This is a genomic window from Amycolatopsis sp., assembly GCF_036008905.1.
In the GTDB taxonomy this organism is placed as follows: Bacteria; Actinomycetota; Actinomycetes; order Mycobacteriales; family Pseudonocardiaceae; genus Amycolatopsis.
The window spans coordinates 1-23,390 of sequence record NZ_DASYMU010000078.1; the positions used below are offsets into that span (position 1 = coordinate 1).

General features: G+C 68.9%; 21 protein-coding genes. 5 read left to right on the top strand and 16 right to left on the bottom strand.

Features of this window, described 5'->3' with window-relative positions; genetic code table 11:
* Positions 1-142: 142 nt before the first annotated feature.
* Positions 143-2,116: a hypothetical protein gene (locus tag VGP60_RS14730; protein WP_327548555.1), complete on the bottom strand. Its 1,974-nt coding sequence runs from the start codon at positions 2,114-2,116 to the stop codon at positions 143-145.
* A gap of 13 nt (positions 2,117-2,129) precedes the next feature.
* A complete protein-coding gene (locus VGP60_RS14735; RefSeq protein ID WP_327548556.1) occupies positions 2,130-2,531 on the bottom strand; it encodes a hypothetical protein in 402 nt (133 codons plus the stop codon).
* Positions 2,532-2,582: 51 nt separating this feature from the next.
* On the opposite strand from VGP60_RS14735, the gene VGP60_RS14740 reads away from it, so the two are divergent.
* Positions 2,583-3,761, top strand: coding sequence for a sensor histidine kinase (locus VGP60_RS14740; protein WP_327548557.1), 1,179 nt, complete (start codon positions 2,583-2,585; stop codon positions 3,759-3,761).
* A complete protein-coding gene (locus VGP60_RS14745) occupies positions 3,758-4,414 on the top strand; it encodes a response regulator transcription factor (protein ID WP_327548558.1) in 657 nt (218 codons plus the stop codon). Before VGP60_RS14740 ends, VGP60_RS14745 begins: the two co-directional genes overlap by 4 nt.
* A 4-nt stretch (positions 4,415-4,418) precedes the next feature.
* Here VGP60_RS14745 and VGP60_RS14750 read toward each other — a convergent pair whose 3' ends face one another.
* The 6 genes from VGP60_RS14750 to cmk form a co-directional block, all read right to left on the bottom strand.
* Complete coding sequence (locus tag VGP60_RS14750; protein WP_327548559.1) at positions 4,419-4,847, bottom strand: hypothetical protein; 429 nt, start codon at positions 4,845-4,847, stop codon at positions 4,419-4,421.
* An 84-nt stretch (positions 4,848-4,931) separates the two neighbouring features.
* Complete coding sequence (locus VGP60_RS14755; protein WP_327548560.1) at positions 4,932-6,347, bottom strand: M1 family metallopeptidase; 1,416 nt, start codon at positions 6,345-6,347, stop codon at positions 4,932-4,934.
* Positions 6,344-10,267 (bottom strand): Pls/PosA family non-ribosomal peptide synthetase, encoded by a 3,924-nt coding sequence (locus tag VGP60_RS14760; RefSeq protein ID WP_327548561.1) that lies wholly within the window; start codon positions 10,265-10,267, stop codon positions 6,344-6,346. The genes VGP60_RS14755 and VGP60_RS14760 overlap by 4 nt, the downstream gene beginning before the upstream one ends.
* 305 nt (positions 10,268-10,572) lie before the next feature.
* On the bottom strand, positions 10,573-12,051 hold the full coding sequence (gene der, locus VGP60_RS14765; protein WP_327548562.1) for a ribosome biogenesis GTPase Der: 1,479 nt from the start codon (positions 12,049-12,051) through the stop codon (positions 10,573-10,575).
* Entirely contained in the window at positions 12,048-12,677 is a 630-nt protein-coding gene (locus VGP60_RS14770) for a lysophospholipid acyltransferase family protein (protein WP_414640349.1), read from the bottom strand. The genes der and VGP60_RS14770 overlap by 4 nt, the downstream gene beginning before the upstream one ends.
* Before the next feature lie 74 nt (positions 12,678-12,751).
* Positions 12,752-13,456, bottom strand: coding sequence for a (d)CMP kinase (gene cmk / locus VGP60_RS14775; protein WP_327548582.1), 705 nt, complete (start codon positions 13,454-13,456; stop codon positions 12,752-12,754).
* Between the two features lie 171 nt (positions 13,457-13,627).
* On the opposite strand from cmk, the gene VGP60_RS14780 reads away from it, so the two are divergent.
* On the top strand, positions 13,628-14,110 hold the full coding sequence (locus VGP60_RS14780; RefSeq protein ID WP_327548564.1) for a cation:proton antiporter regulatory subunit: 483 nt from the start codon (positions 13,628-13,630) through the stop codon (positions 14,108-14,110).
* A gap of 4 nt (positions 14,111-14,114) precedes the next feature.
* Complete coding sequence (locus tag VGP60_RS14785) at positions 14,115-15,311, top strand: cation:proton antiporter (protein ID WP_327548565.1); 1,197 nt, start codon at positions 14,115-14,117, stop codon at positions 15,309-15,311.
* 63 nt (positions 15,312-15,374) lie between these two features.
* Here VGP60_RS14785 and VGP60_RS14790 read toward each other — a convergent pair whose 3' ends face one another.
* From VGP60_RS14790 to xerD, 6 genes are all read right to left on the bottom strand, one after another.
* Positions 15,375-16,133: a pseudouridine synthase gene (locus tag VGP60_RS14790; protein ID WP_327548566.1), complete on the bottom strand. Its 759-nt coding sequence runs from the start codon at positions 16,131-16,133 to the stop codon at positions 15,375-15,377.
* A complete protein-coding gene (scpB, locus tag VGP60_RS14795; protein ID WP_414640348.1) occupies positions 16,123-16,890 on the bottom strand; it encodes an SMC-Scp complex subunit ScpB in 768 nt (255 codons plus the stop codon). Before scpB ends, VGP60_RS14790 begins: the two co-directional genes overlap by 11 nt.
* Entirely contained in the window at positions 16,887-17,810 is a 924-nt protein-coding gene (locus tag VGP60_RS14800) for a segregation and condensation protein A (RefSeq protein ID WP_327548567.1), read from the bottom strand. The genes scpB and VGP60_RS14800 overlap by 4 nt, the downstream gene beginning before the upstream one ends.
* Positions 17,810-18,244, bottom strand: coding sequence for a cobyrinic acid a,c-diamide synthase (locus VGP60_RS14805; protein WP_327548568.1), 435 nt, complete (start codon positions 18,242-18,244; stop codon positions 17,810-17,812). Before VGP60_RS14805 ends, VGP60_RS14800 begins: the two co-directional genes overlap by 1 nt.
* Positions 18,241-19,248, bottom strand: a complete 1,008-nt coding sequence (locus VGP60_RS14810) for an AAA family ATPase (protein ID WP_327548569.1) — start codon at positions 19,246-19,248, stop codon at positions 18,241-18,243. Before VGP60_RS14810 ends, VGP60_RS14805 begins: the two co-directional genes overlap by 4 nt.
* Positions 19,249-19,408: 160 nt before the next feature.
* Positions 19,409-20,344 (bottom strand): site-specific tyrosine recombinase XerD, encoded by a 936-nt coding sequence (gene xerD, locus VGP60_RS14815; RefSeq protein ID WP_327548570.1) that lies wholly within the window; start codon positions 20,342-20,344, stop codon positions 19,409-19,411.
* A 73-nt stretch (positions 20,345-20,417) separates the two neighbouring features.
* Between xerD and VGP60_RS14820 the strand changes: the two genes are divergently transcribed.
* A complete protein-coding gene (locus VGP60_RS14820) occupies positions 20,418-20,918 on the top strand; it encodes a DUF1707 domain-containing protein (protein ID WP_327548571.1) in 501 nt (166 codons plus the stop codon).
* 49 nt (positions 20,919-20,967) lie between these two features.
* Here the strand turns inward: VGP60_RS14820 and VGP60_RS14825 are convergent, their stop codons facing one another.
* Together VGP60_RS14825 and VGP60_RS14830 are read right to left on the bottom strand one after the other, a co-directional pair.
* The gene (locus VGP60_RS14825; RefSeq protein ID WP_327548572.1) at positions 20,968-21,609 is read right to left on the bottom strand and encodes an NUDIX hydrolase; all 642 of its coding nucleotides are present in this window, start codon (positions 21,607-21,609) and stop codon (positions 20,968-20,970) included.
* Positions 21,606-23,306, bottom strand: a complete 1,701-nt coding sequence (locus VGP60_RS14830) for a CTP synthase (RefSeq protein ID WP_327548573.1) — start codon at positions 23,304-23,306, stop codon at positions 21,606-21,608. Before VGP60_RS14830 ends, VGP60_RS14825 begins: the two co-directional genes overlap by 4 nt.
* Positions 23,307-23,390 lie beyond the last annotated feature (84 nt).

The following is a 23,390-nucleotide window of genomic DNA, read 5'->3' on the forward strand; positions in this document are numbered from 1 at the left end:
ATCCCCCCAACGCCGCATTGGGGTAATGATCGCGCGCGATGAGCAGGCGCGATCAGTCCTCACAACGCCGTCGCCACCAAGGATCGCGCCGCGGGGCACCTGGAAATCGGCACCGCGGCGTTCGCCGCCTTCCTGGAATCCCTCACTTCAACGCACTGAGGTCGATGGCTTCCCCCGAAAGGTTGAAACCGTCCGGCGGAATCCCCTTCGGTGAGTTCAGCCAGGTCCCCCGCGCCCGCGGCCGTGACGGTGCCCCACCGCCCAGCAGCAGCGCCACATAACACCCGTAATCGATGGCGAACCCGTCGTAGAGCGTGCCCGGGTTCTTCCGGTCGACCAAGCCGCGCCGCAACACGTGCAGCAACCGGGCATCGTAGAGTTCCTCGACGTTTTCGTTGCGTGCCACAGTGAACTGGTCCAGCAGGAACGTCCGCGAGTGCCGCCGCCCGACCACTTCGTCGACCAGCAGGCGCAGGAGCTGGTGGGCGGAGTCGTTGTCGTTGATGGCGGTCTGCTTGTCGCGCAGGTACCAGTCCCGCGCGGCCAGCCGGACGTCCTGCAATGCGATCGGCTGGTCGTGGGCGTGTTGCGCGGCCAGCGCGGCGATGTTGATGGCGTCGCGCGGGATGCCTTCGGCGGCGCGGACCAGTTCGGAGAACGCGGCGCCGCTGAAGGTCTCGCCGACGAAGCTTTCCGCGTCGCCAGGCGGGTTGTGGACCATTTTCGCCAGCACGACCGAAGCGTGGTTGTAGAACAGCTGCCCGAAGAACTCCTGTGCGCGGTTGCGGGCGTTGTCGAAGATCATGATGTCGTCGAGGCTCACCGCGGACGCGGCGTCGGCGCCGACTTCGATGCCGAGATAGTCACCGCTGGACGACGGCGCCCGGAACCGTGAGCGGCGTTCGATGGCCGCGATCTTGACCGTGGTCCCCGGCGTCGGCAGCACGGTTCGACGCAGTAAGTCCGCCAGCAGCGGCTGCAGGTCGAGCGGCACGCTGCTCCATTCGTCCAGCAGCAGCCACAACCGCGTCGAACCCAGCCCGCGGACGACGGCCCGCAACGCGCGGTTGAGCGGCCCGAACACGACGTGGTGCTGCTCGACCCCGGTCCGGCGCAAGCGGCTTTCCGCGCTGACCGACCGGCTGTTCCGCGCCGACGCCTTAGCCGAGAAGGACGCTGACAGCTCGATGCCGTGCGAACTCTGCGACGAACCGCCGAGTTTCGTCTCCCGTTCCACCTCCCCGACGACCTCGACCGCGGTCGCGGAGTCCGCCAATGCGTCCAGCGCCGGGAGCAGGAGCGCCGGGTTGCCGATCTCGCGGTCGACGGTCGCGGCGAGGAGTTCTTCGTGGATCGCTTCGAGGGTGTCCACGAGCAGATGCGTCCCCCGCACCGCCGCGCTCAGCGTGCTGTCGGCGTACATCCCGCCCGCGGTGCCGATGGTGCGCAGATCCAGGTAGACGGCCAGGTCACCGGTGCGGTCGACGAGTTCGCTCAGGTGCAGCAGCGCGTGCGTCTTGCCGGTTCCCCTTCGCCCGTAAAGGATCTGGTGGTCGGTCGAGTGCAGCATCGCCGAGAACGACCCCGACGCCACGAACGTGTCGGTCAGGGTGATCCGGTCGGTGCTTTCGGCGCGCCGGGGAATGCGCATGAGTGCGTGGTTGAGATGCCGCTGCCGATCCACGGGAGCCATGCGGCCCAAGAATGCCGCGCTGCGACGCTCACCGGCAGCCGCCGCACGGGTGGCACTCGTAGAGTTGACCCGTGTCCTCCACAGAACCGCCGCGCCGCGTGTACGGCGGCCGCGGTGTCGACCCGTAATTTCTACGAGGAGTTCAGCAGCCGCGAAGCCCTGCTGATGGCCCTGCACGACAGCGTGCTCGAACGCATCGCGCTGGCCGTGCGCGGTTACATCGGTACCACCGCGGAGGATCCGCGGTGGGCGCGCCTGTCCTACGTCGAGGTCATCGGCGTCAGCGAAGCCGTCGAGCGGCACCGGATCGTGTGGCGGGAACGCTGGGTCGCGATGCTCGAAGCCGAGGCCGCGCGGGCCGTCGCCCGTGGCGAAGCGGACGAACGGGATTTCCATCGTCCGGCTGGCGACGGCCGTGGTCACCGCTCCCTGAACCTCACGCCGTCGGATCGTCGAGCGGGCTGTCCGTCAGTGCGAAGCGGTTGCCGATGGTCCATTCGTCGAGCCGCTGGTCGAACTCCAGCACCGGGCCGATGTCGCCGTCGGCGGGTTTGATCGTGTACTTGAGTTCGAGGGTGCGCTCGGCGAGCTCCTCGGATTCCACCTCGTGGGTGTCGTCCGGGTGCCAGATGCCGGCGAAGTACCGCAGCAGGTGTACGTCGACGCGGCCGGAACCGGCGGCTCGCCAGGTGAACCGGTGCAGGGAAAAGCTCTTGCTCCAGCTCGACCAGTAGAGCCAGCCGGTGCCGTCGGGACGGAAAGCGACCTCGCCGAGCTCGACGGAATGCGGATCCAGGTCGCGCTCGGACCAATGGCCGATCAGCTCCTTGTCGATCACGTCTCTCAACGTACCTGCTCCACCCGTGATCCATCCGCGGGCGGATGCGCGGTGCGAGCCGAACTGGCACGCTCGGCGACGATGCCCACCGACGCCCTGACCCGGCAACCCAGCCACCTGATCGAACGCGGGCTGCTCTACGCCGTCGCGCTGGTGTCCGTCCCGTTCACGGGCTACTACCCGGGCGGGGACCCGGTCTGGCCGCTGATGTACGCGATCTTCCTGGTCTGCGTCGCGGGCGCGGTCGCCTACTCGCTGCCCTCCGCGCCGCGGTGGGTGTTCCTGGCCGGGCTGCTCACCGTGGTGACCGTGTCCGCGGTGTCCTCGGCGGTCGGTTTCAGCTATTTCACGATCATCATCTACTGCGAGGCCGCGTTCACGATAGGCTTCCGGCTGACACTCCGGCAGTCGGGGGCCATTCTCAGTGCCTCGGTCGCGGTGGTCATGGTCGCCGCGGCTCTCGGCGACCGCAACTGGCCACGGGCTTTCGGCGTCAGCGGCGCGTTCGTCAGCATCTGGCTCTCCGGCGCGACCCGCAGGCAGTACCGGCAACGCACCGAGCAGGCGGAAGTGCTGGTCACCGAGACGCGGCGGGCCGCCGACGCCGATCACCGCGCCGCCGCGCTGGCCGAACGGGCACGCATCGCGCGGGAGATCCACGACATCCAGGCGCACTCGCTGTCCGCGCTGTCGCTGCAGCTCGAAGCGGCGGGCGCGCTGCTGCAGAACCCGTCGCTGCCCGCCGGGGACCCGGTGCTGGCGAAGATCGCGGGCTGCGTCGATCGCGCGAGCCGCCTGGCGCGGGAAGGTCTCGCCGAGACGAGCCGCGCGGTCCAGGCACTGCGCGAGGACGCCGTGTCCCTGCCCGAACTGCTCGCGTCGCTGGTCGACGGGCACGACCGGGTCACCGTCGACGTCCGCGGCGAACACCGCAAGCTGGCCCCCGGGCCGGGTCTCACGCTGTACCGAGCCATCCAGGAGGGCCTGACCAATGCCCGCAAGCACGCCCCGGCCGCGCCGGTGACCATCGAACTCGACTACGCCGCCGACGCCGTGACGGCCACCGTCACCAACGCCGCCATTCCCGACAACGCGGCTCGCCCGCTGACCTCGACCGGCTCCGGTTACGGCCTGACCGGTATCCGCGAACGCGCCGAGCTGGCGGGCGGCTCGCTCACCGCGGGGCCCGACGGCGACGGCTGGCGTGTGTCGGTCAGGATTCCCTCATGAGCGCCGACATCCGGGTCGTGGTGGTCGACGACCAGTCCGCCGTCCGTGAAGGGCTGGCGCTGCTCATCGAAGCGCTGCCGGGGATCACTGTCGTCGGCCAGGCGCCGGACGGCTTGGTCGCCGCCGAAGTCGTCGCGGAAACCGTGCCGGACGTCGTGCTGATGGACCTCGCGATGCCGCGCTGCGACGGCGTCACCGCGACCCGCCGGATCCGGGACGACCACCCCGGCACCCAGGTCGTCGTACTGAGCACCTATGCCGACGAGGACTCGATCCTGCGCGCACTCGACGCCGGCGCCCTCGGCTACCTGACGAAGTCGGCCACCCGGGACGAAATCGGCCGCGCGGTCCACGCCGCCGCCGCGGGGCAGGCCGTGCTGGACTCGGAGGTGCAGCGCCGGCTCGTCGCCGCAGCCATCAAGGCGCCCGCGCCGCCAGAGCCCGAATCGCCGGACGAGCTGACGGCCCGCGAGACCGACGTGCTCCGGCTGCTCGCGGCGGGACAGACGAACCGCGAGATCGCGCGGGCGCTGTTCGTCGGCGAAGCCACCGTCAAAACGCATATCAACCGGATCTACGCGAAAACGGCGAGCCGGGACCGGGCCCAGGCGATCCGCTACGCCTACACCCACGGCTACGTCGTGCCCTCGTAGGTCCTTAGTCGGTGGGAGGAGACATGTAGCCATAGCGGGGGTAGCCCTCGATGGCCCGCCGGAAGTAGTACACGTCCTCGAAACTGCGCGGTTCCGGGGGCTCGGGTTCGGTTGGCCGATCGCGGAGGCCGGCCGCGTCTTGTTCCATCCTGATCCCGATATCGCGGTGTATCGCCAACGTCAGGGCCATGTCGCTGCGCAAGCGCCGACGCACCAGAGCAGTCCGCCAGCGCTTGATGAACCGAAACCAGGGCAGGCGTGGAGCGCCGGCCAGTTGCTCGATTCTGTCGCCATAGGTGTCCCGGAAGGATGCCAGTCCGAAGTCGTCAAAGTACCCACCGCGCTCCGGGACCGCAGCTCGGTAGATGACTGCGAGGGAATCGGCGGCGGTCGGGAGCTGGAACTGGCGGGACGTCTGCTTGCGATTGCTCACGGCAGTGGTCCTCTCGTGCGGGACGCTCGCTCATTGTCGCAGGTTGCTTGGCGCGGCGGCGAGTCTGAGTTCAGTCCCGGGAGCTCAGGGCAGAGGAGGCAGCCGCGGCGAGTCGAGCCAGCGGGCGAAGAAGTCGCGGAGCGACCGCCCCGCGTAAACCTCAGCCAGTGCGACGAAGTCCGCACTGGTCACCAGGGAGTGCCGGTGCTCGGCGGCCCAAGCCTTGACGAGGACGAAGAACTCCTCGTCCCCCATCTCGTGCCGCAGCGCGTGCAGCAGCAACGCCCCGCGCTTGTAGACCCGCTCGTCGAACATCCGCGCCACACCCGGATCCCCGAGCCGCAGGTCGGCGGGCTTACTCGCCATCCGCGCGTGCCAGGTGCGGGCGTGCGCCTGCGCCGACGGGCCGCCGGACTCCGCCGACCACAGCCACTCGGCGTAGGTCGCGAAGCCTTCGTTCAGCCAGATGTGCCGCCAGTCGGCCACCGTGAGGCTGTTGCCGAACCACTGGTGCGCCAGTTCGTGCACGGCGAGCCGCTCATGGGTGCGCCTGCCGTCGATGTGGTTGGCGCCGAAGATCGACATGCCCTGCGCCTCGATCGGGTCGTCGAGGTCGTCGTCGGTGACCACGACGACGTACTCGTCGAACGGGTACGGCCCGAAGAACCACTGCAGCACGTCCATGATCTGGCCCTGACGCCCGAAATCGCGCGCGAAGTTCCGCCGCAGCCTCGCCGGGACGGCCGCGCGCTGCGGGATGGCACCGAGGACGGCCTCGACGTCGTCGTCCCCGAGGCGCAGGCTCATCTGGTACGACGGGCCTTGTCCGGGCAGGCTATGGGAAACCCCGGCGATGTCGATGTCGTCGTACCGTCCGATTTGGACACTCATCAGGTACGCCGCCGTCGGCTCGGGCCGTTCGTAGACCCAGGTCGTGGTGCTGCCGCCGGTCCGGCGAGCGACCAGATTCCCGGTCACCAGCACGGAATACGGCGACGCCGTGGTCAGCGTGACGCGGTAGGCCGCCTTGTCCGAAGGATGGTCGTTGCACGGGAACCACGAGGGCGCGCCGATCGGCTGGCTCGCGACGAGCGAACCGTCGGTCAGCTCGTCCCAGCCGATGTCACCCCACATACCGGCGATGGGCCGCGGGTTGCCGACGTACCGGATCTCGACCACGAACTCCGCGCCCTCGGCCAACGACTTCATGGGCTTGATGCCCAATTTGTCCCGGCCCGACAACTGGAACTTCGCGGGCTTGCCGTTCACCAGCACGCGGTTGACCTTGAACCCGCGGCCGAGGTCGAGGCTGAACCTCGACAGGGCCTGCGTGGCGACGGCGGTGATCACGGCCTGCCCGGACAGCCTGTTCGGGCCGACGCGGTAGTCGAGCTCAAGGTCGTAGTGTTCGACGCGGTAGCCACCATTGCCGTGGCCGGGCAGGTACGAATCGCCGGAGGTGTCGGCGCCCGGGGCGGGAAGGGAAGGCTTGAAGATCACCCGCGGCGAACCCCCGAATCCTTGTTCCAAGCCGAAATCGGATTGCCCAGCCAGCGCGAGTCCGCCGGGACCGCGTCGCCGCGGGTCACCAGCGAGCCGGGGCCGACCGTCGTGCGCGCGCCGATGCTCGCGCCGGGCAGGACGATACCGTGCGGTCCGAGGGTCGCGCCCTCGGCCAGCGTCACACCGTCCATACTCATAATTCTGTCGTGAAACAGGTGAGTCTGCACGACACAGCCCTTGTTGATCGTGGCACCGTTACCAAGGCGTACCAAATCCGACTCGGGCAGCCAGTACGTCTCCAGCCACACCCCTCGGCCGATCTTCGCGCCCATCGTGCGCAGCCAAGCCGGCAGCAGCGGCGTGCCACCGAGGGCACCGACGAACCACGGCACGGCGAACGTCTCGACGAAGGTGTCGGCGAGTTCGTTGCGCCAGACGAACGAGCTCCACAACGGGTGCTCGATCGCGCGGAACTTGCCGACCAGCAGCCACTTCATGATCGTCGCGGTGGCCGCGGCGACCAGCCCGGCGGCGAACAGGACGATGCCGCCGGTCAGCAGCGCGAGCCACAGCCCGTCGACCGACTGGATCGCGATCATCGCCGACGCCACGAGCACCGCGAGCGCGACCCCGCACATCACCGGGATGATCCGGCACAGTTCGACGAACGCGCGGGCGACCTTGAGCCGCAGCGGCGGGTTATACGTGCGGGAGTTGTCCGAACGGTCCACCGCGCGGCGCAGCGGCATCGGGGGCATGCCCAGGTAGGACGACCCCTTCTTCGCCTTGCGCGGCGTCGAGGACAGCACGCCGACGAGCCCGCGCTTCGGCACCGAGCGCCCGGGGGCGGTCATGCCGGAGTTGCCGAGGAACGCCTGCTTGCCGATCCGCGCCGGGGCCACGTGCAGCCAGCCGTGCCCGAGTTCGTAGGTGGCGACCATGGTGTCGTCGGCGAGGAACGCGCCGTCGTCGACCTGGGTCATCTTCGGCAGCGCGAGGACTGTCGACGCTTCGACGTTCTTGCCGATCTTCGCGCCGAGCATCCGCAGCCACACGGGCGTGAAAAGACTGGCGTACAACGGGAACAGGCCGATCCTGGCCATTCCCATCAGCCGCTCGGTCGCCCAGACCTGCCAGGCGACGCGGCCGTGCACGGGGTGATAGCCCTCGACCAGGCCGATGCTGAGCGCCCGGACCCCGAAGAGCACCAGCAGCGCATACGCACCGAAGTAAGCGAGCGTCGCCAGCGGAACCGCGACGAGCGCGCGGCCCAACGCCGAGCCCAGCGTGGGTGAGCCGGCGATGGCGTCACCGAGGATCGCGATGCCCGGCAGTGCGGCGACAGCGGGCAGCAACCCGAGAACCAGCGATGCGATCCCGTACATCGACGCCCAGAAGCGTGTCCGCGGCGGCCGCGAAGCCGGCCACTTCAGCGTGTCCTTGCTGGCCTTCGCCGCGGGAGAACCCGCCCACAGCTGACCGGCCGGGACGGTACCGCGCACGGTCGAACCGGCGGCGATCTCCGAACCCTTGCCGATACGGGCACCGGGGAACAGCGTGCTGCGCGCGCCGATGCGGACGTCCGCGCCGATCCTGATCTTGCCGATGTGCACACGATCGCCGTCGACCCAGTGACCCGACAGGTCCACCTCGGGTTCGATGGCGGCACCGCGGCCGATCTTGAGCAGGCCCGTGACCGGCGGCGGGGAGTGCAGGTCGACGTCGTCGCCGAGCTTGGCGCCGAGCGCGCGGGCGTAGTGCGTCATCCAGGACGCACCGGCGACACCGCTGGCACCGCTGAAGTCGGCGAGCTTTTCGGCGGTCCACAGTCGCAAGTGGACATTGCCGCCCCGCGGATAGGTGCCGGGACGGACGCCGCTGAGCAGCATCCGCGCGCCACCGGCGGAAATCGCGATCCGGCCGGCGGGGCTGAACAGCAGCACCCAGGCAAGGCCGAGCCACAGCCACGAAACCGTGGGCGCCCAGGCGAAACCGAACAGGCCGAGCACGTTCGACAGCGCGGCGGCCATCGTCGCCCAGCGCAGCCCGGTGATGCTCATCAGCGGGATCATGAGCAGGCTCTGGATGACCCCGGCGCGACGCGGTGTCGGCGCGATCTCACGGCGCTTGGTCGCGTGACCGCTCAGCTTGTCCAGTACCGAAGCCAGTGCGCCCAGCTTGGGCGCCTGGTAGATGTCGTTGACCGAGACCTGCGGGTGGCGGGTCCGGATGCGGGCGATCAGCTGCGCGGCGGTGAGGCTGCCGCCGCCGTGGGTGAAGAAGTCGGCCTTCGGGTCGGTGACCGCGACGCCGAGGATCTCCGCCCAGCCTTCGGCCAGCCAGGCTTCGGTCGGGGTGAGACCACTACCCTTGGCGTCCACAGTGGACAGTGGCCACGGCAGGGCGGCGCGGTCGACCTTGCCGGAAGTCCGGGTCGGCAGGTCGTCCACCAGCGCCAGCAACGGCACGAGCGCGGCCGGGAGCTGCTCGCGCAGCAGCGCTGCGGCGGCGTCCTGGTCGAAGGCCGCGGCGTCGGCGGGGACGACGTACCCGACGAGGATCTGGTTGCCCGCCTTGGTTTTGCGGATCGCGGCGGCGGCGCCATTGACGTCGGGCAGCGACTGCAGCGCGGCGTCGACCTCGCCGAGTTCGATCCGGCGGCCACCGAGCTTGACCTGCTCGTCGCCACGGCCGAGGAACAGCAGGCCTTCGGGCTCGGCGCGCACGATGTCGCCACTGCGGTACGCGCGCTGCCAACCGAGGGAACGCAGCGGGGCGAACTTCTCGGCGTCCTTGATCGGGTCGAGGTAGCGGGCGAGACCCACGCCGCCGATCACCAGTTCACCGGTCTCCCCCATCGCGACGGGCTCGCCGGCTTCGTTGACGACGGCGAGCTGCCAGCCGGCCAGCGGGAGGCCGATGCGGACGGGTTCGTGGCCGGTGAGCTGCGCGGCACAGGCCACCACAGTCGCTTCCGTGGGGCCGTAGGTGTTCCAGACCTCGCGGCCCTCTTCCACCAGGCGCTCGGCGAGCTCGGGCGGGCAGGCTTCCCCGCCGAAGATCAGGAGCCGGACGTCTTCGAGCGCGTCGGCCGGCCACAGCGAGGCCAGCGTGGGCACGGTCGACACGACGGTGATGCCCTGCGCGACGAGCCACGGGCCGAGGTCGACGCCGGTACGCACCAGCGAACGCGGGGCGGGGACCAGGCAGGCGCCGTAGCGCCAGGCGAGCCACATCTCTTCGCAGGACGCGTCGAAGGCGACGGACAGCCCGGCGAGTACGCGGTCGCCGGGGGCGATCGGCTCTTCGGTCAGGAACAGGCGGGCTTCGGCGTCGACGAACGCGGCGGCCGAACCGTGCGAGACGGCGACGCCCTTGGGCTTGCCGGTGGAACCGGAGGTGAAGATGATCCACGCGTCGTCGGACGGCGACGGCCGGCCCGTGCGGCCGGTCGGGATGCCCTGGGTGGTGATCACGCCGCCGTCGGAGACGACAGCGAGCACTTCGGCCTCGCCGAAGACGAGTTCGGCGCGCTCGTCGGGGTCGTCGGCGTCGACCGGCACGTACGCGGCGCCGACGGACAGGACGCCCAGGATCGCGACGTAGAGCTCCGCGGTGCCCGAAGAGATCCGGACGCCGACGCGGTCGCCGAGACCGATCCCAGCAGCTCGCAGCTTGCCGCCGTACGCCTCGATCTCCTCGGCGAGCTTGCGGTAGCTCAGCACGCTGACGCCGTCGTCGATGGCCGCCGCGTTGGGATGCGTCGCGGCCGTTTCGGCGAGGATGTCGAGCAAGGTGCGCTCGCTGGCGCCGAGGCCGGACCAGAAGAGCGCGCGGTCGGCGGTCGGGACGGGCGAGGGCGCGAGGGTTATTTCAGCGACGCAAGCGAACGTCGAGGTGTCTGCCGTGAGCGTCATCGGGAAAGCTCCGAGAACACGGGTCGAACCAACATCTGGGCATGCATGCAGCCCATCACTCACCTTCCGAACGAGCACCTATCGGGCTTGCTCTCCGAGTGAGGCGCCCGCTTACCGACCTAGAAGACTACCTGAGATGACCATCAGATCTCGGAACGGTCTCGCTTTCGTGTCAGGAATCACCTGGTCAGGCCCCCGACACGCTCCCGCGCTCCCGAATATGTCGACACTTTCCGCGCACGAACGCGCACGAGAACATGTCGACATATTCCGGAGTGGAGAGATCGCCATCTGTCGACAGATGGCTACTTGAGCTTGCCGGGTTTGGCCGACTGCTTGGCGCCGCCGCGGACCTTTTTTTCCCGGACGCGGATGTTGATGCGCACCGGGGTGCCTTCGAAGCCGAACTCCTCGCGGAACTTCCGCTCGATGAACCGCCGGTAGCCCGCCTCGATGAACCCGGTGGTGAACAGCACCAGGGTCGGCGGCCGGATCGCGGCCTGGGTGGCGAACAGGACCTTCGGCTGCTTGCCGCCACGCACGGGCGGCGGGGTCGCGGCGATGAGATCCGCGAGCCAGCCGTTGAGCAGGCCGGTCGGGACGCGCTTGTCCCAGGAGTTCAACGCCGTGCGCAGGGCGGGCGCGAGCTTGCGCACGGAACGCCCGGTCAGCGCGGAGATGTTGACCTTGTCCGCCCACGGCACGCGGACGAGACCACGCTCGAGCTCACGGACCATGTCGTGGCGGCGGTCCTCGTCGACGAGGTCCCACTTGTTGAACGCGAGCACGCAGGCGCGCCCGGCCTCGACGACCATGGTCAGCACCCGCAGGTCCTGCTCGGACAGCGGCTCGCTGGAGTCGAGGAGCACGACGGCGACCTCGGCCGCGTCGATCGCGGTCTTGGTGCGCAGCGACGCGTAGTACTCGGCGCCGCTCGAGGTGTGCACGCGCTTGCGCAGGCCCGCGGTGTCGACGAAACGCCAGGTCTGGCCGTCGAGCTCGACCAGGGAGTCGACCGGGTCGACGGTGGTGCCGGCGACCGAGTCGACCACCGAGCGCTGCTCGCCGGTCAGCCGGTTCAGCAGGCTCGACTTGCCGACGTTCGGCTTGCCGACCAGCGCCACGCGGCGCGGGCCCATCGTCGGGTTGCCCTCGCGAGGCGCCTCGGGCAGGGCCTTGAGGATGGCGTCGAGCAGGTCGCCGGAGTTGCGGCCGTGCAGCGCGCTGACCGGGTACGGCTCGCCGAGACCGAGCGACCACAGCGACGCGGTGTCCGAGATCAGCCTGTCGTCGTCGACCTTGTTGGCGGCCAGCAGCACGGGGGTCTTGGACCGCCGCAGCACACGGGCGACGGCTTCGTCGGTGGTCGTCGCGCCGACCGAGGCGTCGATCACCAGCATGACGGCGTCGGCGGTGGCCATCGCCATCTCGGCCTGTGCGGTGATGGAGGCCTGCAGCCCGGTCGCGCCGGGCTCCCAGCCACCGGTGTCGACCAGGGTGAACTTCCGCCCGCCCCACAGCGCGTCGTAGGCGATGCGGTCACGGGTCACGCCCGGGACGTCCTGCACGACCGCCTCACGGCGGCCGAGGATCCGGTTCACCAGCGTCGACTTGCCGACGTTCGGCCTGCCGACCACGGCGAGGACCGGCTGCGCCAGCTGGGCCTCGTGCTCGGCCTCACCGGCTTCGATCTGGGCGTCGAACTTGCCGAACTCCGACTCCTCGGCCCAGGTGCCGACGACCCCATCGGTCGGATCGCCGTCAAAACCGTCGAACTCTGTCATTCCTTCTCATTCCCTTTTGGCGCTTGGAAACCATATTCCGCACGCCATTCGTCCAAAGTCTTCACCAGCGCGGCCAGCTCGCCGCGCAGCAGTTCGGTGCCCTCTTCGAGCCCGGACCGGCCGCGGCCGATCTCCGGGGTGAACGGCTCGCCGACGAGTATGTCCACCCGCGGCCGGAACCGCCTCTTGCCGTTCGCCGGGCGCAGCGTGCCCCGGGTCGCGATCGGTATCACTGTGGCCCCCGCCGAACGGGTCAGCCAGGCCGCCCCGCGCTCCGCGTTGCCGACGTCACCGGTTCCGCGCGTGCCCTCGGGGAAGATCCCGACCACACCGCCGTCCTTGAGCACGCCGACCGCGGTCAGCAGCGGCTTGCGATCGACCTCGCCCCGCTTGACCGGGATCTGCCCCAGCGTCAGCAGGAACTTGCCTAAGGCTCCCCGGAACAACGTCTCCTTGACCAGGAACGCCGAGCGGCGCGGCAACATTCCGAAGATCAGCTGCGGCTCGATCATCGAGCTGTGGTTCGCGATCACCACGAGCGGTCCGGAAGCGGGCACGCGTTCGACGCCGTGCACGCGCACCTTGAAGGCGGGCCGGAGCGTGTAGCGCCCGATGAGCCTGCCTATTTCGTGGATCCAGCCGACAGCGCCCTCGGGCAGGTCGTCCGGAGGACCAAACGCTTTTAAAGCACACGGTGCTGTCACTGCGCGACCTCGGCGGTGCAGCCGGTCAGCAGGCCACGCTGGTTCGCCAGTTCGCTCAGGGCGATGATCACCTGATCGATTTTCAGCTCGGAGGTGTCGACGGGCACCGCGTCCTCCGCCGCGCGCAACGGCGACGTCGCCCGCGTGGAGTCGAGGTGGTCCCGGCGCTCGACCGACTGCAGCGCGGCGTCCACAGTGGACTCACGACCGGCGGCCGAGTCCTGCGCGTTGCGGCGCGCGGCACGGATCGACGCCGACGCCGTCAAGTACACCTTCAGCGGGGCGTCTGGCGTGACGACGGTGCCGATGTCGCGGCCCTCGACGACGATCCCGCCTTTGGTCGCGATGACGTCTTCGATGATCCGGCGCTGTTCGGCGACGAGCAGCTCACGCACCTCGGGCACCGAGGAGACCGCCGAAACCGCGGAGGTGACGTCGGCGCCGCGGATGTCGGTGGCGACGTCCCGCCCGCCGAGCAGCAGATGCGGGCGCACCGGGCTGGTGCCGATCTCGAGCTCCGCCCCGCGGGCGAGCTCGGCGACAGCGGCGGCGTCAGCCGGGTCGACCCCGGCGCGCAGCACGGCCACGGTGATCGCGCGGTACATCGCCCCGGTGTCGAGATAGCCGGCGCTCAGCCTCGCGGCGAGCTTGCGTGCGACCGTGGTCTTCCCCGTCCCGGACGGACCGTCCAGCGCGACCACACCACGTAAGGCTCCCGCCACCATTGCTCCCAAAGCCGATTTCTCGCGACATGCGGAGGATTTCCGCGACCTGCGGGGCTCCATTCTGCCTGGTCGCGAACCACGGGGAGCACTCACCCGTGCCGAGGTCGCTGACGGGCGCAAATCGGACAGTGGGTTACGGTGGAGTGTGTGAACGTAGAAGTGACGCCCCTGCCCGGAATCGGTGTCCGGAAAGACTTCGCCACCCGCAACGGCAGGCGCATCGGCGTGGTCACCCAGCGGGACGGCCACATCGAGCTGATCGTGTCGAAATCCGACGACCCGGACGCCTGTCTCGCGTCACTGCCGCTGACCGCCGACGAGGCGGCCGCGCTCGCGAACCTGCTGGGCGCGCCCCAGCTCGTGGCCCGGCTGAACGAGGAACATCGGGATCTCCCGGGTATCCACACCCGCCAGCTGCCGATCAAGGGCAGCTCGCCGTTCGACGGCCGGACCCTCGGCGACACCGCGATGCGGACACGCACCAGCGTGTCGGTGGTCGCCGTGATGCGCGCGGGCCAGGTACACCCCTCCCCCACGCCGGACTTCACCATCACCGCGGGCGACCTGCTCGTCGCCGTCGGGACCTCCGAAGGCCTGGACGCGGCCGCCAAGATTCTCGGTTCGGGATAGGAACATGGATCACACCGCGCTGTCCTTGATCGAACTAGGGGCGGTCTTCTTCGTCCTGGGCGCGCTCGGGAGGCTCGCCGGGAAAATCGGCATGTCCCCGATCCCGCTGTACCTGATCGGGGGTCTCTGCTTCGGCGAAGGCGGCCTGATCCCGCTCACCGGCATCGGCGATTTCACGCATCTGGCCAGCGAAATCGGTGTCGTCCTCCTGCTTCTGCTGCTCGGTCTCGAGTATTCCGCGGCCGAGCTGATCACCGGCCTGCGGCGCTCGTGGATGGCCGGGCTGCTCGACATCGTGCTCAACGCGGCCCCCGGCGCGGCCGTGGCGCTGATCCTCGGGTGGGGTCCGGTCGGCGCCATCGTGATGGCCGGGGTCACCTACATCTCGTCGTCCGGCATCATCGCGAAGGTCCTCGGCGACCTCGGGCGGCTCGGTAACCGCGAGACCCCGGTCGTCCTGTCGATCCTGGTGTTCGAAGACCTGGTCATGGCGATCTACCTGCCGATCCTGACCGCGGTGGTGATCGGCGTGAGCTTCCTCGGCGGCCTGCAAGCGGTCGGCATCTCGATCGCGGTGATCACCGTGGTGCTGGTGATCGCGCTGAAGTTCGGCCGCTACGTCTCGGCGCTGGTCGACAGCCCGGACCGTGAGGTCTTCCTGCTCAAGGTGCTCGGCGCGGCCTTGCTGATCGCCGGGATCGCCTCAGCGCTGCAGGTTTCGGCGGCGGTCGGCGCGTTCCTGCTCGGCATCGCGATCTCGGGCTCGACCGCCGAGAACGCCACGCATCTGCTCGAGCCGCTGCGGGATCTGTTCGCCGCGATCTTCTTCGTGGTCTTCGGCCTGAGCACGAACCCGGCGTCGATCCCGCCGGTACTGGGCTGGGCGATCGCGCTGGCCGTCGTCACCACCCTGACGAAGGTCGCCACCGGCTGGTGGGCGGCATGGAAACAGGGCATCGGGAAGATGGGCCGGGCGAGAGCCGGTGCCGCGCTGGTGGCACGCGGGGAGTTCTCGATCGTCATCGCCGGGCTCGCCGTGTCGGCGGGCGCTGTCACCGGGGAACTCGCGGCCCTCGCGACGGCCTACGTCCTGCTGATGGCCATCCTCGGCCCGACAGCCGCGCGGCTCATCGAACCCGTCGCCCGCGCCCTGCAACGCCGGACATCCTCGGCGAAAACCGCCACTTCCCCCGCGAGCTAACCCCCTAAGTGCCACCTTGGTTGCGTCCAACGCAACCAAGGTGGCCAAGGTGGCACTTTCGGGCTACATGTCGACGGCGCGGTAAAGCGAGCCGACCTCACCCTTGTTCAGCACGCGGATGGTGCCGGGGCGCTGCGAGCCGAGCTGGATGTCGCCCACGGCGGTCCGCACCAGTTTCCGCACGGGGTAACCGGCGTAGTCCATCAAGCGGCGCACGATGTGCTTGCGGCCCTCGTGGATGACGATCTCGATCAGCGTGTTGCCGGCGTGCATGTCCTTGACGCGGAACTCGTCGACCTTGACCGGGCCGTCGTCGAGGGTGATACCGGACTTGAACTCCTTGCCGATCCCGCGGGCGACGGTGCCCTCGACCTCGGCCAGGTACGTCTTGAGCACCCGGTACGACGGGTGCATGAGGCGGTGCGAGAGATCGCCGTCGTTGGTCAGCAGCAGCAGGCCCTCGGTGTCGACGTCGAGGCGCCCGACGTGGAACACCCCGCCGGTGACGTCCTCGTACCGGCCGCGGATGTAGTCGCCGACGCACGGGCGTTCCCGCTCGTCGAGCATCGTGCTGTGCACGCCCTTGGGCTTGTTGAAGGCCAGGTAGATCAGGTCTTCGCGCAGGTTGACCCGGGTGCCGTCGACGTGGATGACCGCGTTGACCGGGTCGACGCGGCGGCCCAGCTCGGTGACCACCTTGCCGTCGACGCTGACGCGTCCACGGACGATGAGGTCCTCAGCCGCGCGGCGGGAAGCGATACCCGCCTTGGAGAGCACCTTCTGCAGGCGGACGCCCTCGGGTTGCTGCGAGTCATATGTCATCGATCGTGTCCACTTCAGGTAGCAACGGAGCGATCGCGGGGAGGTCCGTCAGTGACGACAGCCCGAGCCGCTCCAGGAATAGTTCAGTTGTGACGTACAGCGTCCCACCCGTGTCCGGATCGGTGCCGACGTCCTCGATCAGCCCGCGCGCGACCAGCGTCCTGATGACGCCGTCGACGTTGACCCCGCGCACCGCGGCGATCCGTGCCCTGGTGACCGGCTGCCGGTAAGCGATCACGGCAAGGCTCTCCAGAGCAGCGCGCGTCAGCTTCGAGCGCTGCCCGTCGAGCAGCAGCTTCTCCACGAAAGGCGCATAAGTATCGCGCGTGTAGAAACGCCAGCCGTCACCGACCCGTCGCAGGTCGATCCCGCTGGACCGTTCAGTGAACGCCGAGGACATCGTGCGCAGGGCCACCGTGACCCGGCCCACCGGCTGGCCGACGGTCTCGGCCAGCAGTTCTTCGCTCGCCGGCGAGTCCACCACCAGCAACAACGACTCTAGCGCGGCTTCCAGCGCGGTGTCGTCGGTGACGTCGGGCAGGTCCGAGGCGACAGCCACCAGGCCCGCTTCGTCCTCGGAGTCCTCGGAGTCCTCGGAGTCCTCAGGGTCCGCGGAGTCCTCGGGGTCCTCACCGTCTTCGGAGCCCTCGGCGTCTTCAGGAGCGTCAGGCGCTTCGGCGCTCTCGACGTCCACAGGCGCCTGCTCCTCTACGGGAGCGGTCACACCTTCGTCTTCGGTCACACCGTCGGGGCTCACCCGTACTCCTCTTCGTCCACCTTGGCGAGATCCTGTTCGGCGGCCACCGAAGCGGCCTCGACCGTCCCGCCCGTCCAGCGCACGTGCAGCTCGGTCAGTGCTTCGGCCTGTTCGAACTGGACCGTGGATTCGCGGTACAGCTCCAGCAGCGCCAGGAAGCGAGCGACGATCTCGATCGTGTGCTCACAGTCGGAAACCAGCTCCCCAAAGGTCGCTTCGCCCGCTTCGGCGAGCCGCAGCCGCAGCAACGCCGCGTGCTCGCGGACCGAAACCCGGCCCATGTGCAGATGGGCCAGCGAAACCTGCGGCGGCGGCTTCGGTTTGAACACCGACATCGCGATGTCGGCGAACTTCTCCGGGTCGACGCCGAGCAGCACCTCGGGCAGCAGGCCGACATACCGCTCTTCCATCGCGACCGAGCGCGGGTAGCGCCGCAGCGCCCCGGCCTCGAGCTCGCCGAACAGCGCCGCCACCTGCTTGTACGCCCGGTACTGCATGATCCGCGCGAACAGCAGGTCCCTGGCTTCGAGGATGGCGAGGTCTTCTTCGCTCTCGACGTCGGCGGACGGCAGCAGCCGCGCCGCCTTCAGGTCGAGCAGCGTCGCCGCGATGACCAGGAACTCCGTCGTCTCGTCGAGGTTCCAGTCGGCGCCCAGCGAGCGCGTGTACGCGATGAAGTCATCGGTGACCGTGTGCAGCGCGACCTCGGTGACGTCGAGCTGATGCTGCGAGATCAGCTGCAGCAGCAGGTCGAACGGCCCCTCGAAGTTGGCCAGGTGCACCCGGAACTTCGAGCTGCCCGGCTCGGGGACGTGCTCGGGCTCGAGCGGCGGAACTTCGGAGGCGACCTCGGAGGCGACCTCGGGGGAAAGCTGATCGACCGGCTCCGGCGTCTGCTCGGCCGGTGCCGGAGCGTCCATCAGTTGTCGGACTCCTGAGCCTCGACACCGCCGGACCGCAACCGCTGGACGAGGACCGAGTCCTCACCGTGCTGGGCGAAGTCGGCCAGCATCACCGCGACGGCCTCGCGCACGAGCCTGCCGCGGTCGACGATCAGGTCGTGATGGCCGCGCAGGTCGAGTCGCGCGTGTTCCATCGCGAGCAGCTCGTCACCCGACACGTAGACCGTGATCTTCGCGTCGTGCCTGGTCCGGCCGGTACCGCGCTTGGCCGATCCGCTCTCCGAAAGCTGTTCCTTGCGACTGTTCGCACCAACACCAACACCGCCACCACCGCCTCGGCCGTTCCCCTGTGGGACGACGACCGTGTCGGTGACGGGCGCGAGGTCGAGGGCGGGGCTCGAGGTCATGCGGAAGAGTTCTGACGCGCCGGGCAGGGAAGCTCGCCTGCTCACCGGGCGATCACCTCGCGAGCCAACGCGCGATAGGCCAGCGCACCAGCCGATTTGGGGGCCCAGCTGGTGATGGGCTCCCCGGCAACGGTCGTTTCTGGGAACCGCACGGTGCGATTGATCACCGTGTCGAAGACGATGTCGCCGAATGCTTCGACCACGCGCGCCATGACCTCCTTCGAATGCAGGGTTCTCGGGTCGAACATGGTCGCGAGAATCCCGGTGATGTCCAGTTTGGGGTTGAGGCGCTCTTGCACCTTCTCGATCGTGTCGATCAGCAGAGCCACCCCGCGAAGACTGAAGAACTCGCACTCGAGCGGGATGAGAACGCCGTCCGCAGCGGTCAGCGCGTTCACCGTCAGCAAGCCGAGCGAGGGCTGGCAGTCGACAAGAACATAGTCGTAGTAGTCCATCACCGGTCGAAGCACCCGTAGCAAAGTGTGCTCACGCCCCACCTCGGCCACCAGCTGGACCTCGGCCGCGGACAGGTCGATGTTGCTGGGCAACAGATCGACGTTGTCGACGCGGGTCTTACGGACCACGTCGGCGATGTTGACAGACCGCTCCATGATCACGTTGTAGACCGTCTGCTCGAGCTCGTGGGGCTGAATGCCCAGACCGACCGAGAGCGCGCCCTGCGGGTCGAAATCGACGAGCAGGACCCGCCTGTCGCACTCCGCGAGCGCCGCGCCCAGATTGATGGTGGACGTCGTCTTGCCGACGCCCCCCTTCTGGTTACACATGGCGATGACCTTGGCCGGTCCGTGTTTTTCCAGCGGTGGCGGCTCGGGGATCGTGCGGTACGGGCGTCCGGTCGGGCCTATCCCGTCAGGCTCCTTGACGATTTCGGGCTTGTGCTTGTTCTTGCGCGCGATGGCTGAGTTCTCGTTTTCGGAATCGAAGTCGGTGTCCGGTTCGCCTTCGGTGGCGATGGTGACCCGGCTCAGACTCGCTGCCGCCGTTCCAGCGGACACGGCTGGTCTCGCTGATTGATTCGGTGTCGACATGTCGCGAAAGCTCCTCATCGCCGGGGTCTTCGGCAGCCTATGCGCGAAAACCGAAGCCCGCCAAAGCGGCTCGCCGGGCTTCCTACTAGTTCCTTAATCCGAGTTCAGCCCTCCCGTCGCCCACCGCCACCCTCAACGGTGACACTGCGCGACGCGGAGTTTATTTCAACGCACGCGGATGGGCGGTCGCATACACCTCACGCAGCGTATTGACCGTGACCAGCGTGTATACCTGTGTTGTCGTCACGGACGCGTGGCCGAGCAGCTCCTGAACCACCCGGACGTCGGCGCCCCCTTCCAGCAAATGCGTCGCGAACGAATGCCGCAAGGTGTGCGGCGACACGGTCGCGGAAATCCCGGCACGTTCGGCGTTGGTCTTCAAGACCTGCCAAGCGCTCTGCCGGGAAAGCCTGGTGCCACGCGCGTTGAGGAACACCGCGGCGGTCCCGCGCCCGCGGGCGGCCAGGGCCGGACGCGCGCGGACGGTGTAGGCGTGCAGCGCTTCGACGGCGGGCCGCCCGATCGGCACCAGGCGCTGTTTGCCGCCCTTGCCGTCGAGCAGGACCGTCCGTTCGGTGTCGTCGATGTCATCGATGTCCAGTCCGACGGCCTCGGAAATCCGCGCACCGGTCGAGTAGAGCACCTCGAGCAACGCCTTGTCCCGCAGTGACCGCTCGTCTTCGGCCGGCGGAGTGTCCAGCAGCCGGAGGACGTCCTCGACGGGCAGTGCCTTGGGCAGCCGTTTGGCCGACGCGGGCGGGCGGACCTCGCGCGCGGGGTCCGCCTCGGTGAGCCCGTCGGCGTGCGCGAACTTGTGCAGCCCCCGCACCGCGACCAGTGCCCGGGCCGACGAGGACGCGGCGAGCGGCTGGTGCTCGTCGTCGCCTTCGCGCAGTGCGGCGCCGAACGCGGTGACCTGATCGGCCGTGACCTGCGTGAAGTCGCTGATCCCGGCGAGTTCCAGATGGGCGGCGTAGCGGCGGAGGTCGCGGGAGTAGCTGTCCAGCGTGTTGCGCGCCGTGCCGCGCTCGACCACGAGATGGTCGAGATACGCCGCCACGACGTGGGCCACTCCGGTGCTACCCGCCCTTGCCACGAGCCACACTGTAGGGCTTGATCACGAAAAAAGGTGCTGAGAACCGAAGTCGGTTCGCGTTACCGTGGAACGTATGTCCTCCGCGCCTGAGCGTCCGGACTCGTTCCGTACCGGCACCGCCGAGCGTGAGGACGCCGTGCGCCTGCTCGGCGAGCACTACGCCGAAGGCCGCCTGACCGGTGAAGAGTACGAGACCCGGGTTTCCGCCGCCTACGCGGCGGAGAACCGGGCCGGGCTGCGGCCGCTGTTCGACGACCTCCCGGCCCCGCGGCCGGCTTGCCTGCAGCCGCCGCCGGAGCCGTTCTACCCGCAGCCGTACCAGCCCTATGCCCAGCCGGTGCCCTATTTCGAGCAGCCGATGTCGGACAAGTCCAAGGTGACGGCCGGGGTGCTGCAGCTGGTGTTCCCGTTCGGTGTCGGGCGGTTCTACACCGGCGACGCCGGAACGGGGGTCGCCCAGCTGCTGGTCACGATCTTCACCTGTGGCCTCGGCGCGATCTGGTCGTGGATCGACGGGATCATCCTGCTGGCCAACGGCGGCACGGACTCGACCGGGCGGCGGCTCCAAGGTTAGGCAGTGCGCCAAGCGTCGCCGTTGAGGGTGGTGGCGGGAGACGGGTGGGCTAGGAGGCGTTCTTGGCCTCCAGCCGCGCGGCGAACTTCGTCGGCCGGTCCGGCCAGGGCGCGTCCGCCGGCCGCGACGGCGCCCCGTCGACGACGACCAGATGCGCCGCCAGGATCCCGGAAACGGTGGCGCCGTTCACGAGTTCCCCGGACAGCGCCATCCTGACCGCCTCGGCGAGCGGGAACTTCCGCACCACCAGGTCGGCCTCCTCCTCACCGAGGACGTCCCTGTCCACATCGGACAGTCCGCGGGCGAGATAGACCCGGATGACCTCGTCGGTGAACCCGGGCGACGCCGCGACGTCGACGAGGGTCTCCCAGCTCTCGGCGGCCTGGCCGACTTCCTCGACCAGCTCACGCTTCGCCGCTTCGACGGGGTCCTCCCCCGCGTGGTCGATCAGGCCCGCGGGCAGCTCCCACAGGCGGTGACCGAGCGGATGCCGGTACTGGTGGATCATCGTGACCGTGTTGTCGACGTCGAGCGCGACGATGCCGACGGCACCGAGATGCTCGATGACCTCACGCCGGGCGGTGCCCCCGCCCGGCATGACGACCTCGTCGACCCGCAGCCCGACCACGCGTCCGATGTGGATGTCCGTTGTGGACGCCACGGTGAACTCGTGGCTGCCGGGCTCGGTCATCGGGCGGCCACCGGCGACTCCGGCAGCTCGACCGGCAGACGCTCCGCGACCTTGTAGGCCACGACGGCCTGCACGAACGCGTCGAACAGCGGGTGCGGACGCGTCGGACGGCTCTTGAGCTCCGGGTGCGCCTGCGTGCCGACGAAGAACGGGTGCTTGTCGGCGGGCAGCTCGACGAACTCGACGAGGTGATCGTCGGGCGAGGTGCCCGAGAACACGAGGCCCGCGGCGGTGAGCCGCTTGCGGTACTCGTTGTTGACCTCGTAGCGGTGACGGTGCCGCTCCGAAACGTCGGTGGCGCCGTAGGCCTTCGCGACCTGCGAACCCGCCTTCAGCTTCGCCGGGTACGCGCCGAGCCGCATCGTGCCGCCCATGTCCCGCTCCCCCGCGACGACGTCGCGCTGGTCGGCCATGGTCGAGATCACCGGGTTCTTGGTGGTGTCGTCGAACTCCGCGGAGTTGGCGTCGGCGATCCCGGCGAGGTTGCGCGCCGCTTCGATCACCATGCACTGCAGGCCGAGGCACAGGCCCAGCAACGGGATGCCCCGCGTCCGCGCGTATTCGATGGCGCCGAGCTTGCCCTCGATACCGCGCACGCCGAACCCGCCCGGCACCAGCACACCGTCCACACCGGACAGTGCCGCCGCGGCACCGGCCGCGGTGATCGCCTCGTCCGAGGCGACCCACACGATCTCCACCTTGGCGCGGTTGGCGAAACCACCCGCGCGCAGGGCTTCGGTGACCGAGAGATAGGCGTCCGGCAGGTCGATGTACTTGCCGACCACGGCGACCCGCACGATCTCCGACGGGTTGTGCACGCGGTCGAGCAGGTCGCCCCACACCGTCCAGTCGACGTCACGGAACGGCAGCCCGAGCCGCCGCACCACGTAGACGTCGAGTCCCTCGGTGTGCAGCACCTTCGGGATGTCGTAGATGGACGGAGCGTCCGGGCAGGCGATGACGGCCTCGTTGTCCACGTCGCACATCAAGCCGATCTTGCGCTTGAGGTCCTCGGGGAGATCGCGATCGGCGCGGCAGACCAGCGCATCGGGCTGGATACCGATGTTGCGCAGTGCCGCCACGGAATGCTGTGTCGGCTTGGTCTTCAACTCACCCGAAGGCGCCAGGTACGGCACCAGCGAGACGTGCAGGAAGAAGCAGTTGTCGCGGCCGACGTAGTGGCGGACCTGACGGCAGGCCTCCAGGAACGGCAGCGACTCGATGTCGCCGACCGTGCCGCCGACCTCCGTGATGATCACGTCGGGCCGCAGCCCGGTGCCGTCCGATTCGGCGGCCGCCATGATCCTCGACTTGATCTCGTCGGTGATGTGCGGAATGACCTGCACGGTGTCGCCGAGGTATTCGCCACGGCGTTCCTTGGCGATCACCTCGGAGTACACCTGGCCGGTCGTCACGTTCGCCTTACCGGACAGGTCGCGATCGAGAAAACGCTCGTAGTGCCCGATGTCCAGGTCGGTTTCGGCACCGTCTTCGGTGACGAACACCTCGCCGTGCTGGAACGGGTTCATCGTGCCTGGATCCACGTTCAGATAGGGATCCAGCTTCTGCATCGTGACCCGAAGCCCACGTGCGGTAAGGAGTTGGCCAAGGCTTGACGCCGTGAGCCCCTTACCCAGAGAGGAGGCAACGCCTCCGGTGACAAAGACATACTTGGTAGCCCGCGACTGAAGTCCCACGGGCTTCCACCCTATCTCACCTCGTGCCGGGCGCTCGCCGGCCACGCCCATCGTGTCGAAATCGCCCTCGGCTACTCCACTAGC